Genomic DNA, 12,242 nt, shown 5'->3' with positions numbered 1-12,242 from the left:
GGCCGCGATCATTCGGCGATCCGGCCGCGTGCCATCACCCAGTCGACCTTTTCCAGCACGGTGACGTCGGTCAGCGGGTCGCCGCTGACCGCGATCATATCAGCCGACATGCCGGGTGCGATGCGGCCGATCTCGTTTTCGAGCGACAGGAGTTTCGCCGCGACCGTCGTCGCGCTCGCCAGCGCCTCGCGCGGGGTCAGGCCATGTTTGACGAGTAGCGCGAACTCCTGCCCGTTGCGGCCATGCTCGAACACGCCGGCGTCGGTGCCGAAAGCAACCGGGACGCCGAGCGCCTTGGCGCGCGTCACCGCCTTGCCGACGTCGTTCAGCGTCATGCGCACCTTGTTCTCGACCGTCGGGGTATAGATGCCCTTGCCCAGCCGCTCGCGGATGCCCTCGAACGCCATCAGCGTCGGGACGAGATAGGTGCCCTTCGCCTTCATGACCTTCAGCGTCGCATCGTCGGCGAAGGTGCCATGCTCGATGCTGTCGATGCCCGCCGCCGCCGAGGCGGTAATCCCGCCCGCACCATGCGCGTGCGCCATCACTTTGAGGCCCAGCGAGTGCGCGGTGTCGGCGATGCTCTGCAATTCGGCGCTGGTGAAATGGCCTTCGAGCCCACGCGCCTGCTGCGACAACACGCCGCCGGTCGCGGTGATCTTGATAACGTCGGCGCCCGCGCGCGACGCCTTGCGCACCTTTTCGGCGCATTCGAGCGCGCCGGTGCAGGTATAGCCCTGGTCGAGCACGGCGTGGACGTCCTCGCGAAAGCCCGTGACGTCGCCATGCCCGCCGATGATCGACAGCGCCGGGCCGGCGGCGACGATGCGCGGGCCTTCGATGAAGCCGGCGGTCGTTCCGCGGCGGAGCGCATAGGCGGTATATTGCGCCGATCCGGCCTCGCGGACCGTCGTGAAGCCCGCGCGGAGCGTGATGGCGGCATTTTTCGCACCGACGACGACGCCCCATTCGTCAGGGTCGACCGTCGCGGCGCGATAATCCTCGCCCGGATCGCCGGTCAGGTGGACGTGAAGGTCGACGAGGCCGGGCAGCAGGGTCTTGTCGCCAAGGTCGACGATCTCGGCGCCGGCGGGGGCTTCGGTGCGTCCGGCGACGATCGACGTGATGCGGTCGTCGGTGATGGTGACGGTCGAGGGGCCTTGCGCGGGCTTGCTAGCGTCGGTGATGACGCGTCCCGCATACACGACCGTGGTTTTTGCGTACGCCGTCGTACCCAGCAGCGCCAGCGTCGCTGCCGCGACCATTCCCAATTTACGCATGAAGTCTCCCCTGTCTGATTGCGCCACCGTGGCGCGGCGGGCGGGGGAGGGCAAGCGCATAAAAAGAGGGGCCGGCTGGGCCGACCCCTCAGTTTGTCATCTGATAACCGAAAGGAATATTACCAGAAGAAATCGTAGATCACGTCGATCACTTCGCCCGAGTAGGTGTCGACCAGAAGCGCGTCGTTGTAATAGCGGATCCAGCGCGTGCCTCCGTAAGCGGGCGGCAGGCGGTAATAGCCCGGATCGTTGATCCAGTAGCGCGAGCTATAGAAGAGCGAATTCAGCGAGAATCCGATGCTGAACCGCGTGTAGCCATAGCCGCGATACGGGTTGTAATAGCGCGGCATGCGGTAATAGCTGCGGTTCCGGTCGCGGTAGCTGCGCCAGTCGTAGCGGCGGTCGTTGCGCCAATCGCGGTTCCACCGGTTGTTGCGGTCGCCCCGGTCCCAGCGATCGTTGCGGCCGTCGCGATAGCGCCGGTCTACGCGGTCATTGTTATTGCGGTCGTAGCGCCGATCGATCTGGCCGTCGCGGTTGCGATCGTAGCGACCGTCTCGCTGGTCGATGCGATTGTTGTTGTTGCGATCCCAGCGGCGGTCGAGGTCGCCGTTGCGATTGCGATCGTAGCGGCGATCGACCTGGCCGTTGCGGTTGCGGTCCCACTGACGGTCGACCTGACCGTCGCGATTGCGGTCCCACTGACGGTCGGTGCGGCCGTCGCGGTTGCGGTCATAGCTGCCGCCGCGCTGACGCTGTTCGGCTTGACGTTGCCACTGCTGACGCTGGGCTTGCCGCTGCTGGTCGTTCCCGCGCTGCTGCTGCCACTGCTGACGCTGGGCTTGGCGCTGTTGATCGTTGCCGCGTTGCGCATCATTACCGCGCTGCTGTCGCCATTCGGCGCGTTGCTGACGCTCGACCTGCGGCTGTTGACCTTGCTGGCGTTCTGCGCGGGCTTGCCCACGATCGCCGCCACGGCGCACTTCGGGGCCGCGTGGTCCGCGGTCCTCCCGGTCGCCGCGCTGCGCGATCTGCACCCGCTCGCCCGATGCCTGTGCGGCAGCCGGAGCGATCGGGGTCAGGATCGTTGCAGCGATCAGCAACCCTCCGAACATCTTCTTCATCTCGCCATTCTCCAACTCATGTCCCGATCGCTGAAGACACCAGCCGGGATGATGGAGTGATTCTTACTCTTAGCAAGATGATCGATGGCTGACCGGGCTGTTGCCTGCGGTTCAGCTAGATGAACAGGGATATTCAGGTTCCGGGCGGCAGGCGGAGGGCGGGGACGGCGCGCGCCGCATCTTCGGGACGAATGCCGGGTGGGGGTGCGGCGGCGATGCGTTCCTCGCCGCGGATCACGCGGCCCGCCAAGCGGATGGCAGTGCGGATGCGCGGATAGGTGCCGCAGCGGCAGATGTTGGTCATCGCCGCGTCGATGTCGGCATCGCTGGGATTGCTGTTGGACCGGAGCAGCGCGGCGGCGGCCATGATCATCCCCGACTGGCAGAAGCCGCATTGCGGAACCTGTTCGGCGACCCACGCCTGCTGCACCGGATGGCTGCGATCGCGCGCCAGCCCCTCGATCGTCGTGACGAAGCGGCCTTCGCACTCGGCGATCGTAACCATGCAGCTGCGAATCGCCTCGCCGTCGATGTCGACGGTGCACGCGCCGCACTCGCCGGTGCCGCAGCCATATTTGGTTCCCGTCAGGTTCGACGCGTCGCGCAGCGCCCACAGCAGGGGCGTTTCGGGTTCCATGCGATATTCGACCGGGCGGTCGTTGACCGAGAATCGCGTCATGCCGCACCTGTTAACCGAATGGCCGGATTAGTCACGCCAGCTCGTGTCGATCTTGTCGACCTTGCGCACCATCGCGTCGAATTCGGCCTTACCCGCTTGTCCGGGGATCGAGGCCATGAACAGGTCGCGCTGGTGGACGGCGATCACTTCCTGCGGCACCGTGATCGGCTTGCCCATGCTCATCGTCGCCATCTGGATCTCGCACGCGCGCTGGAGCGCCCAATATTTGATGAAGGCCTCGGTCAGCGTCTTGCCCATCACGACGGGGCCGTGGTTCTTGAGCATCAGGATGCGTTTGTCGCCGAGGTTCTGGACGAGGCGTTCGCCTTCCTCCTCGCGCACCGTCACCCCCTCGAAATCATGATAGGCGAGCTGGCCGGCAAAGTTGCAGGCGTAGAAATTGACCGGCTGCAGCCCGCCCTCGAGCGCGCAGACCGAAACCGTTGCGGTAGTATGCGTGTGGATGATCGCATGCGCGTCGGGCAGGACACGGTGGAACAGGCTATGCTGGACAAAGCCCGCCTTGTTGACGTGCCAGGGATTGTCCTCGTCGACCTTGTTGCCGTCGATGTCGATCTTGATCAGGTTCGATGCGGTGACTTCGCTGAAGTGCAGGCCATAGGGGTTGATCAGGAAGGCGCCTTCCTCGTCGGGCACCTTCACCGTGATATGGTTGAAGATCATCTCGTCCCAGCCCATCATCGCGAAGATGCGATAGCAGGCGGCAAGCTCCTGCCGCGCCGTCCATTCGGCTTCGCTATATTTGCTGTTGCGCTTGAGCTGGGTCGCCATGGCCTGTCCCTCATTATGATGTTAGTTTCGTCCTGCTACCTATGCCATAAGGATGGGGCGCGGCACAATCCCGCGAGCGGGCAGGGCGGTTCGATAGCGGGGCAAGCGCAGTTTACCGCGCAAGGGCTTGCATTTTGCCGCGAATCCTTTTAGTGGCCCAGCCATCGGAACGTCGCGGGTTCGCGGCGCTTCTTTTATTGCCCTTATATCGGCGATTTATGGCGGACCGGATGGCCGGTAGCCGTTCATCGTTGGACGAACCGGAGACGACACGGCGTATGCAGATCATCGTTCGCGACAATAATGTCGACCAGGCCCTTCGCGCGCTCAAGAAGAAGCTGCAGCGTGAGGGCGTGTATCGCGAAATGAAGCTGCGCCGTCATTACGAGAAGCCCAGCGAAAAGCGCGCGCGTGAGCACGCCGCCGCTGTCCGCCGCGCCCGCAAGATGGAGCGCAAGCGGATGGAGCGCGACGGTATCAAGTAAGACCGTCTCCCGTTCGGGATCCTGATCGTGAAAAGGGCGCCGCGGCAACGCGGCGCCCTTTTTCGTTGGTTTGGAGAGTCTGTTACTGGTTTGCGACCGGACGTGACTATCCATCATCGTCACCCCGGACTTGATCCGGGGTCCAGCTTGAGGTCGAAGCCAGCCGGTGCCTCAAAAAAAGCGGGATCCCGGATCAAGTCCGGGATGACGAAAGAAAGTGAAGCGATGGCAGCCTCCATCCCAAAGCCAACATTGGCGTATATCGCGACCTCGCGTAATTGCCTCTGGACCGTTCCGCGCCGCTCCGCCTATAGGCATGCCCGACATTTCGCCCCCGGAAAACGGGGCAGGTAAAGGACTGCAAGATGAGCGTAACGACGGTTCCACTGCGCCCGGTGAGCAAGGGCGGCCTGTGGCTGATGTGGTTTGGCCTCGCCGCGCTGTTGGTCGCCGGCGCGGCCTTTGCCTGGCACATGACCCCGCGCATCGGATTCGAGGTCGTGAAGGAAGGCTCCGGGCCGAGCCCGACTAAGGCCGACGTCGTGCTGGTCAAATATGAAGGCAAGCTCGACGACGGCACCGTCTTCGACGCGAACGAACAGGCGCCGATGCAGGTCGCGCAGGTCGTTCCCGGCTTTTCGGAGGCGCTGACACGCATGAAAAAGGGCGGCGAGTACAAGATCACCATCCCCGCGCAGCTCGGCTATGGCGACCGCGCGGTCGGTCCGATCCCGGCCGGCAGCACGCTGCACTTCGCCGTCACGCTGCTCGACTTCCGTTCGGAGGCCGAGGTTCGCGCGATGCAGCAGCAGATGCAGCAACAGCAGCAGATGATGCAGCAGCAACAGATGATGCAGGGCGGCCCCGGGGGCGCTCCCGGCGGTCCGGCCGGTCCGCCGCCGGGCATGCCGCCGCAGTAACAAGCGACGGTCTCGACGAAATCGAAACGGCGGTGGGCTCAGGAGCCCGCCGCCGTTGTCGTTTTGGCGCCGTCGGCGTTGCGCTCGGCCTCGCGCTCCAGCGCGACCTTGATCATCGCAATGATCGGGTCGGCGAGGAACAGCCCCATCAGGCCGAGCAGCGCGCCGAACAAGATCTGCGCGCCGAGCACGAGCGCGGGGGCGAGATCGACGGTCTTCTTGGCGACCATCGGGACGATCAGATAACCGTCGACCGTCTGGACGATGAAATAGATGGCGATCGCCCACAGGCCGGTGTCGGTGCCCGCCGAGAAGCCGACGAGGACGAGCAGCACGCCCGACACGATCGCGCCGATATTGGGGATGAACGCCAGCAAACCGGTGAGCAGGCCCATCAGCGCCGCCATCGGAATGCCGACCGCCATGCACGCGAGCCAGGTGCCGATGCCCTCGACCAGCATGCCGAGCAGGCGCCCCGCCATCAGGCGGCGCAGCGTGAAGCCCATGCGCGCGGTCGTGATATAGAAATTCTCGCGCGACTTCATCGGCAGCATCCACGCGACGCCGCGCTCGTAAAGCCGCGGCTCGATCGCGATAAAGATGCCGAGCACGAGGATCATGATCAGGCTGGTCAGCCCGCCGAGAACCGTACCCACCGCCGCGGTGACGCGGCCGAAGGTGCCGGCGAGATTGTCGGTGATCGTCTTGGTATCGAGCTGGAAATTGCCCATGCCATGATTGCTCGCCCAGGCGGCGATGCGTTCGATCTGCGCCATCACGACGGTTTGCAATGTCGCGGCCTGATCGGCGATTTGCGAGCCCGCAAACATGATGGTCCAGACAAGGAAGACGACGAGCGAGAGGCAGACGATGAGCAGCCGCCAGCCGCGCGCGATCGGCAGCACGCGGCCGAGCAGGCGCGTTCCGCCGTCGAGCATCGACGCCATCACGATGCCGGCAAAGATCAGCAGGATCGGCTGGATCAGGACGATGCATAGACCGATGAGCAGCGCGAGGCCGATCCAGACGCCGGCCTTCAACAGCTCGGTGCGGACGAGCTGGCTGCGGATCTCGGTAGGGCCGGGGGCTTCCCTGTGCGCGTCGGCCTTCGCGGCGGCGCTGGCGGCGCGCGTTCCGGTTGTCTTCCTTGTCGCCGCCATCTCGTGTTCCCTGTTCTGTTAGCTGCCCTGACGCTCGGGGCGCAAGTCGGTTCCCGCGCGCCCCGATCGCAAGGCATTAAACCAGCTCAATGGGTTATACCACTCGGCGGTTCCGTCGGTCGAAAAGCTGACGATCTCGGCGCGTCCGGCGATCGCGTCGAAGGGGACGGGGCCGCCGAGGCCTTTCTGGTTCGTGCCGACGCGGCTGTCGGCGCTGCCGTCGCGGTTGTCGCCCATCAGGAAGACATGATCGGCGGGTACGGTGACCGGGCCATAATCGTCGGTCGTGTAGCCGGGACCCATGTCGATCGTGTCGAAGGTCGCGCCGCCGGGCAGCGTTTCGCGGACGATCGGCAGTTCGAGCACTTCCTTGCCTTCCGCATCGCGGTTCACGAAGCGGAACAGGCTGCTGTCGGGGCCGGGCAGGTTCGGATCGACGGGGATCGACAACATCGGCTGGACCTCGCGCTTCACCGGTTTGCCGTTGATGCTGAGTTCGCCGTTGCGGAGTTCAATCGTGTCGCCGGGCAGCCCGATGACGCGTTTGATATAGTCGATGCGCGTCACCGGATGTTCGAGTACGACGATGTCGCCGCGCTCGGGCAGCTTGCCGAACAGCCGGCCCGCGACCTTGGGCGCGAGGTGAAAGCTGACCGACGAATAGGACCAGCCATAAGGATATTTGCTGACGATCAGCCGGTCGCCGTTGCGCAGCACCGGCATCATCGAATCGGAGGGGATATAGAAAGGCTTGGCGACGCAGCTGTGGATGCCGAGCACGAGCAGCAATATCACCACGACGTCGCGGATCAGCTTGCCCCAGCTCCCGTCATCCTTCGTCTTGTCCTTCGCCATATAGATGTCAGTCCTTGATTGCTTCGATGATGACGAACGCCTGCGCCCACGGATGGTCGTCGGTCAGTGTCAAATGGATATGCGCGCTGTGGCCGGGCGGAATCATCTGCGCGAGCCGTTCGGCGGCGCCGCCGGTCAGTGCCAGCGTCGGGGCGCCCGAGGGGGCGTTGACGACGCCGATGTCCTTCATGAACACGCCGCGCTTGAACCCCGTGCCGACGGCTTTCGAAAAAGCCTCCTTCGCGGCGAAGCGCTTGGCATAGGTGCCGGCGCGGGTGAAGGGGCGCCGCGCCGCCTTGGCGCGCTCGATTTCGGTGAAAACGCGATTTTCGAAGCGCTCGCCAAAGCGGTCGAGCGAGTTCTGGATGCGCTCTATATTGCAGAGGTCGGAACCGAGGCCGATGATCATGACGACCCCAACAGGTCGTCACCCCCGCGAAGGCGGGGGTCGCTGTCGGTCTTAAACCGCGCTGCCGTGACAGGCCGACGACGGCCCCCGCCTTCGCGGGGGCGACGGGATAGGCGCGCGCTCACCCGCGCGCCTCGTCCATCAGCGCACGCATCCGGCGTACGGCGTCCTCGAGCCCCGTGAAGATCGCCTCGCCGATCAGATAATGGCCGATGTTGAGTTCGGCGAGTTGCGGGATCGCGGCGACGGGAACGACATTCTCATAGGTCAGCCCGTGCCCCGCGTGCGGCTCGATGCCGTTTTTCCACGCGAGCGCGGCGGCGTCTGCGAGGCGGCGGAGTTCGACGGCGCGTTCTTCGCCCTCGACATGCGCGTAGCGGCCGGTGTGGAATTCGACGACGGGCGCGCGGAGGCGCATCGCCGCCTCGATCTGCCGCGCGTCGGGCTCGATGAACAGGCTGACGCGGATGCCCGCATCGTTCAGCCGCGAGACGATTGGCGCGAGGTGGTTATGCTGCCCCGCCGCGTCGAGCCCGCCCTCGGTCGTGCGCTCCTCGCGCTTTTCGGGAACGATGCATGCCGCGTGCGGCATGTGGCGCAGCGCGATCTCGAGCATCTCGTCGGTCGCCGCCATTTCGAGGTTCAGCGGCAGGTCGGTCGCGGCCTGGATGCGCGCGAGGTCGTCGTCGCGGATATGGCGGCGGTCTTCGCGCAGATGCGCGGTGATCCCGTCGCCACCGACCGCCGCGACGATTTCCGCCGCGCGCACCGGGTCGGGATGCTCGCCCCCACGCGCGTTGCGGATCGTCGCGACATGGTCGATGTTGACGCCGAGCCGCAGGCGGGAGGGCGCGCCGCCGTTCAAGCCGCCTTGCTCCGGCTGCCGGGCTTCACCGCTTCGCTTCCTGCCAGCGTCTCGGGCAATTCATCCTCCGCATAGGTCGGGAAATTGATCGCGACGAGCGGGTAGAAGGGCACGCCGAGTTCGACATTGCCCGCCGAGCGGTCGACGAGCGCGGCCTCGGCGATGACTTCGCCGCCCGCGGCGCGCACCGCCTCCATTGCCTCGCGCGACGACAGGCCGGTGGTCACGACATCCTCGACCATCAGCACCTTGGCGCCGGGGTCGATCGTAAAGCCGCGGCGCAGTTCGAAGGTGCCCGTCGGTCGCTCGACGAAAATCGCGGGCTTGCCAAGCGCGCGGCCCATTTCATGCCCGATGATCACCCCGCCCATCGCGGGCGAGACGACGATATCGATCGCCTGTTTCAGGTCGCGCGGCAGCTTCGCGGCAAGCGCGACGGCGAGCCGTCCGGCGCGTTCGGTGTCCATCAATACGCGCGCGCACTGCAGATAATATTCGCTGTGGCGGCCCGAGGAGAGCAGGAAATGGCCCTGGAGCAGGGCGTCGGCGGCGCGGAATTCGGCCAGGATTTCATCATCGGTCATGGAGGAGTTGTTCTTTTGTCCTGTGCGTCGCTCATGATGGGCGACCGGGTTTTGGCGGCGAAGATTATCCAGCCGCAAAATAGTGTTAGAGATGCTTGAGGCAAGCGGCAAGCGGGTCTATAGCGCCCGCGAGATTCAGCCCCTTGCCGGCTGCCGCGACGCGTGTCCGGTGGCTGCCGCAAAGGGGGTGGGGCATCAATAAGAACAACAGGCAACGGGCGGCACTATCCTTATGAAGAGCTTGAAAACCCTTGTAATTGCGGCAGCTTTGTCGCTGGGCGCGGCGGGCGCCGGCCATGCGCAGGCACCCGCGACGGCTCCGGCCGAAGCACCCGCCGCAACGGCTGTGGCGAATCCGGCTCCGGTCGCCACCGATGCGGCCGCTCCGGCAGCGGCACCGGTCGCGACGACCGCCGCGGCTCCGGCTGGCGATGCGACCTACGTTCCGATGAAGCCGACCCCCGGGGTTGGCCAGCCGGTCGACGCGGGCATCGATTTCCAGCCGCAGGTCAGCCCGATCGGCGAACAGGCTTACTGGTTCAACCATGTGATCCTGTTGCCCGTCATCACGGTGATCACGCTGATCGTCCTCGGTCTCCTGCTCTGGGTGATGTTCCGGTTCCGCGCCAAGGCGAACCCGGTGCCGTCGAAGACGACGCACAACACCTTCATCGAAATCATCTGGACCGCCATTCCGGTGCTGATCCTCGCGGTGATCGCGGTGCCGTCGATCCGCCTGCTCGCGGCGCAATATGAGCCGCCGAAGAAGGAGGCGCTGACGATCAAGGTCACGGGTTACCAATGGTATTGGGGCTATGCCTATCCCGACCAGGGCATCGGCGAATATGTCTCGAAGATCCTGCCCGAAGACAAGGCGAAGGCCGCGGGCGAGCCCTATCACCTCGCCGTCGACAACCGCATGGTCGTTCCCGTCGGCCGTCAGGTGAAGCTGATCATCACCGGCGCCGACGTCATCCACAGCTTCGCGGTTCCGGCCTTCTGGACCAAGATGGACGCGGTCCCCGGCCGCGCCAACGAAACGACGTTCACCGCGAACAAGGTTGGCGTCTATTACGGCCAGTGTTCGGAACTCTGCGGTGTCGATCACGGCTATATGCCGATCGCCGTCGAAGTGCTTCCGGTCGACAAATGGGAAGCGTGGGTTCGCTCGAAGGGTGGTAACCCCGCCGGTCCGGTCGCCGCGGCTCCCGCCGCTGCCGCACCGGCTCCCGCTGCCGCCGCTCCGGCTGCGGCGCCTGCCGTGACGCCGGCTGCCGCCCCGACCACTGCACCCGAAGCTGCTCCGGCAGCGGCGCCCGCCGCCGCGCCGGCCGCCAAGAATTAATAAGGGGTCCGACAGATGACCGATATCGCAGCGACTGCACCCGCGCACGGCGCCGAACATGGCCACACCCATGCGCATGACGACCATGATCACGACACGCCCGGCTTCTTTGTCCGCTGGTTCATGTCGACGAACCACAAGGACATCGGCACGCTCTACCTGATCTTCGCGATCGTCGCCGGCATCGTCGGCGGCGCGCTGTCGGGCATGATGCGCCTCGAACTCGCCGAACCCGGCGTTCAGTATCTTTCGGGCTGGGCCAGCGCCCTTGGCGGCGGTGCCGACGAGGTTGCAGGCAAGCATTTCTGGAACGTGATGATCACCGCGCACGGCCTGATCATGGTGTTCTTCATGGTCATGCCGGCGATGATCGGGGGCTTCGGCAACTGGTTCGTGCCGCTCATGATCGGCGCGCCCGACATGGCGTTCCCGCGCATGAACAATGTCAGCTTCTGGCTGACCGCGGTTGCCTTCGTCATGCTCTTCGGTTCGATGTTCGTTCCGGGCGGCAGCGGCAACGGCGCCGGCACCGGCTGGACGGTCTATGCCCCGCTGTCGACCAGCGGTTCGGCCGGTCCCGCGGTCGACATGGCGATCTTCTCGCTCCATCTCGCGGGCGCGGCGTCTATCCTTGGTGCGATCAACTTCATCACCACCATCTTCAACATGCGCGCGCCGGGCATGACGCTGCACAAGATGCCGCTGTTCGTGTGGTCGGTGCTCGTCACCGCCTTCCTGCTGCTGCTCGCGCTGCCGGTTCTCGCCGCGGCGATCACGATGCTGCTGACCGACCGCAACTTCGGCACCACCTTCTATGATGCGGCTGGCGGCGGCGACCCCGTTCTCTACCAGCATCTCTTCTGGTTCTTCGGCCACCCCGAAGTGTACATCATGATCCTGCCGGGCTTCGGCATGGTCAGCCAGATCATCTCGACCTTCAGCAAAAAGCCCGTGTTCGGTTACCTCGGCATGGCATATGCCATGGTCGCGATCGGCGTCGTCGGCTTCATCGTGTGGGCGCACCACATGTTCACGGTCGGCATGAGCGTGAACCTCAAGATGTACTTCACCGCCGCGACGATGGTCATCGCGGTTCCGACGGGCATCAAGATCTTCAGCTGGATCGCCACCATGTGGGGCGGTACGCTGAGCTTCAAGACGCCGATGATGTGGTCGCTCGGCTTCATCTTCATGTTCACCGTCGGCGGTGTGACCGGCGTCGTGCTCGCCAATGGCGGCGTCGACACCAACCTGCACGACACCTATTATGTCGTCGCGCACTTCCACTATGTGCTGTCGCTGGGCGCGGTCTTCTCGCTCTTCGCCGGCTTCTATTACTGGTTCCCGAAAATGTCGGGCCGGATGTACAACGAGGCGCTCGGCCAGCTGCACTTCTGGGTCTTCTTCATCGGCGTGAACGTCATGTTCTTCCCGCAGCACTTCCTGGGCCAGCAGGGCATGCCGCGCCGTTACCCCGACTATGCGGAAGCCTATGCCTATTGGCATCACATCTCGTCGCTCGGCTATGTGATCATGGGCGTCGGCATGCTCTTCTTCTTCGTGAACATCCTCTACTCGCTGTTCGCGGGCAAGAAGGCCGCCGACAATCCGTGGGGCGAAGGCGCGACGACGCTCGAATGGACGCTGTCGAGCCCGCCGCCGTTCCACCAGTTCAACGAACTGCCGCGTATCGCCTGATGTGTGTTGCCCCCTGCCGTTTGATGGCAGGGGGCGCACGACTTTC

Annotated in this window: 13 protein-coding genes; 4 read left to right on the top strand and 9 right to left on the bottom strand. The window is 64.9% G+C overall.

Annotation, left to right across the window (positions count from 1 at the left end; genetic code table 11):
* Nucleotides 1–8: 8 nt before the first annotated feature.
* The 4 genes from ATE70_RS12385 to ATE70_RS12370 form a co-directional block, all read right to left on the bottom strand.
* A complete protein-coding gene (locus ATE70_RS12385) occupies nt 9–1,280 on the bottom strand; it encodes a metal-dependent hydrolase family protein (RefSeq protein WP_058538184.1) in 1,272 nt (423 codons plus the stop codon).
* A 119-nt stretch (nt 1,281–1,399) separates the two neighbouring features.
* Complete coding sequence (locus ATE70_RS12380) at nt 1,400–2,404, bottom strand: RcnB family protein (RefSeq protein ID WP_058538183.1); 1,005 nt, start codon at nt 2,402–2,404, stop codon at nt 1,400–1,402.
* A 133-nt stretch (nt 2,405–2,537) separates the two neighbouring features.
* A complete protein-coding gene (locus tag ATE70_RS12375; protein WP_058538182.1) occupies nt 2,538–3,083 on the bottom strand; it encodes a (2Fe-2S)-binding protein in 546 nt (181 codons plus the stop codon).
* 27 nt (nt 3,084–3,110) lie between these two features.
* Complete coding sequence (locus ATE70_RS12370) at nt 3,111–3,875, bottom strand: class II aldolase/adducin family protein (protein ID WP_058538181.1); 765 nt, start codon at nt 3,873–3,875, stop codon at nt 3,111–3,113.
* A gap of 278 nt (nt 3,876–4,153) precedes the next feature.
* Here ATE70_RS12370 and rpsU point away from each other — a divergent pair, with 278 nt between their 5' ends.
* Together rpsU and ATE70_RS12360 are read left to right on the top strand one after the other, a co-directional pair.
* The gene (rpsU, locus tag ATE70_RS12365; RefSeq protein WP_037510267.1) at nt 4,154–4,360 is read left to right on the top strand and encodes a 30S ribosomal protein S21; all 207 of its coding nucleotides are present in this window, start codon (nt 4,154–4,156) and stop codon (nt 4,358–4,360) included.
* Between the two features lie 365 nt (nt 4,361–4,725).
* Nucleotides 4,726–5,280 carry an FKBP-type peptidyl-prolyl cis-trans isomerase gene (locus ATE70_RS12360; protein WP_058538180.1) on the top strand — a complete coding sequence of 185 codons (555 nt, stop codon included), beginning with the start codon at nt 4,726–4,728 and terminating at the stop codon, nt 5,278–5,280.
* 38 nt (nt 5,281–5,318) lie between these two features.
* On the opposite strand, the gene ATE70_RS12355 is transcribed toward ATE70_RS12360, so the two are convergent.
* From ATE70_RS12355 to pyrE, 5 genes are all read right to left on the bottom strand, one after another.
* Nucleotides 5,319–6,440, bottom strand: a complete 1,122-nt coding sequence (locus tag ATE70_RS12355; RefSeq protein ID WP_082639437.1) for an AI-2E family transporter — start codon at nt 6,438–6,440, stop codon at nt 5,319–5,321.
* An 18-nt stretch (nt 6,441–6,458) separates the two neighbouring features.
* On the bottom strand, nt 6,459–7,295 hold the full coding sequence (gene lepB, locus ATE70_RS12350; RefSeq protein WP_058538179.1) for a signal peptidase I: 837 nt from the start codon (nt 7,293–7,295) through the stop codon (nt 6,459–6,461).
* Nucleotides 7,296–7,302: 7 nt separating this feature from the next.
* Nucleotides 7,303–7,704 carry a holo-ACP synthase gene (gene acpS, locus ATE70_RS12345; protein WP_058538178.1) on the bottom strand — a complete coding sequence of 134 codons (402 nt, stop codon included), beginning with the start codon at nt 7,702–7,704 and terminating at the stop codon, nt 7,303–7,305.
* Between the two features lie 121 nt (nt 7,705–7,825).
* Nucleotides 7,826–8,569, bottom strand: a complete 744-nt coding sequence (locus ATE70_RS12340; protein WP_058538177.1) for a pyridoxine 5'-phosphate synthase — start codon at nt 8,567–8,569, stop codon at nt 7,826–7,828.
* Nucleotides 8,566–9,153 (bottom strand): orotate phosphoribosyltransferase, encoded by a 588-nt coding sequence (gene pyrE / locus ATE70_RS12335; RefSeq protein WP_058538176.1) that lies wholly within the window; start codon nt 9,151–9,153, stop codon nt 8,566–8,568. The genes ATE70_RS12340 and pyrE overlap by 4 nt, the downstream gene beginning before the upstream one ends.
* 232 nt (nt 9,154–9,385) lie before the next feature.
* On the opposite strand from pyrE, the gene coxB reads away from it, so the two are divergent.
* Complete coding sequence (gene coxB / locus ATE70_RS12330) at nt 9,386–10,498, top strand: cytochrome c oxidase subunit II (RefSeq protein ID WP_058538175.1); 1,113 nt, start codon at nt 9,386–9,388, stop codon at nt 10,496–10,498.
* Nucleotides 10,499–10,513: 15 nt separating this feature from the next.
* Nucleotides 10,514–12,196 (top strand): cytochrome c oxidase subunit I, encoded by a 1,683-nt coding sequence (gene ctaD / locus ATE70_RS12325; RefSeq protein WP_058538174.1) that lies wholly within the window; start codon nt 10,514–10,516, stop codon nt 12,194–12,196.
* Nucleotides 12,197–12,242 lie beyond the last annotated feature (46 nt).

Source organism: Sphingopyxis sp. H053, assembly GCF_001468225.1.
GTDB lineage: Bacteria > Pseudomonadota > Alphaproteobacteria > Sphingomonadales > Sphingomonadaceae > Sphingopyxis.
This window is presented reverse-complemented; position numbering and strand designations above follow the sequence as displayed.

Excerpts from the sequence above, each read along its gene's own strand:
- ATE70_RS12385 (WP_058538184.1), bottom strand. The coding sequence starts at position 1,280 with ATGCGTAAATTGGGAATGGTCGCGGCAGCGACGCTGGCGCTGCTGGGT.
- ATE70_RS12380 (WP_058538183.1), bottom strand. The coding sequence starts at position 2,404 with ATGAAGAAGATGTTCGGAGGGTTGCTGATCGCTGCAACGATCCTGACC.
- ATE70_RS12375 (WP_058538182.1), bottom strand. The coding sequence starts at position 3,083 with ATGACGCGATTCTCGGTCAACGACCGCCCGGTCGAATATCGCATGGAA.
- ATE70_RS12370 (WP_058538181.1), bottom strand. The coding sequence starts at position 3,875 with ATGGCGACCCAGCTCAAGCGCAACAGCAAATATAGCGAAGCCGAATGG.
- rpsU (WP_037510267.1), top strand. The coding sequence starts at position 4,154 with ATGCAGATCATCGTTCGCGACAATAATGTCGACCAGGCCCTTCGCGCG.
- ATE70_RS12360 (WP_058538180.1), top strand. The coding sequence starts at position 4,726 with ATGAGCGTAACGACGGTTCCACTGCGCCCGGTGAGCAAGGGCGGCCTG.
- ATE70_RS12355 (WP_082639437.1), bottom strand. The coding sequence starts at position 6,440 with ATGGCGGCGACAAGGAAGACAACCGGAACGCGCGCCGCCAGCGCCGCC.
- lepB (WP_058538179.1), bottom strand. The coding sequence starts at position 7,295 with ATGGCGAAGGACAAGACGAAGGATGACGGGAGCTGGGGCAAGCTGATC.
- acpS (WP_058538178.1), bottom strand. The coding sequence starts at position 7,704 with ATGATCATCGGCCTCGGTTCCGACCTCTGCAATATAGAGCGCATCCAG.
- pyrE (WP_058538176.1), bottom strand. The coding sequence starts at position 9,153 with ATGACCGATGATGAAATCCTGGCCGAATTCCGCGCCGCCGACGCCCTG.
- coxB (WP_058538175.1), top strand. The coding sequence starts at position 9,386 with ATGAAGAGCTTGAAAACCCTTGTAATTGCGGCAGCTTTGTCGCTGGGC.
- ctaD (WP_058538174.1), top strand. The coding sequence starts at position 10,514 with ATGACCGATATCGCAGCGACTGCACCCGCGCACGGCGCCGAACATGGC.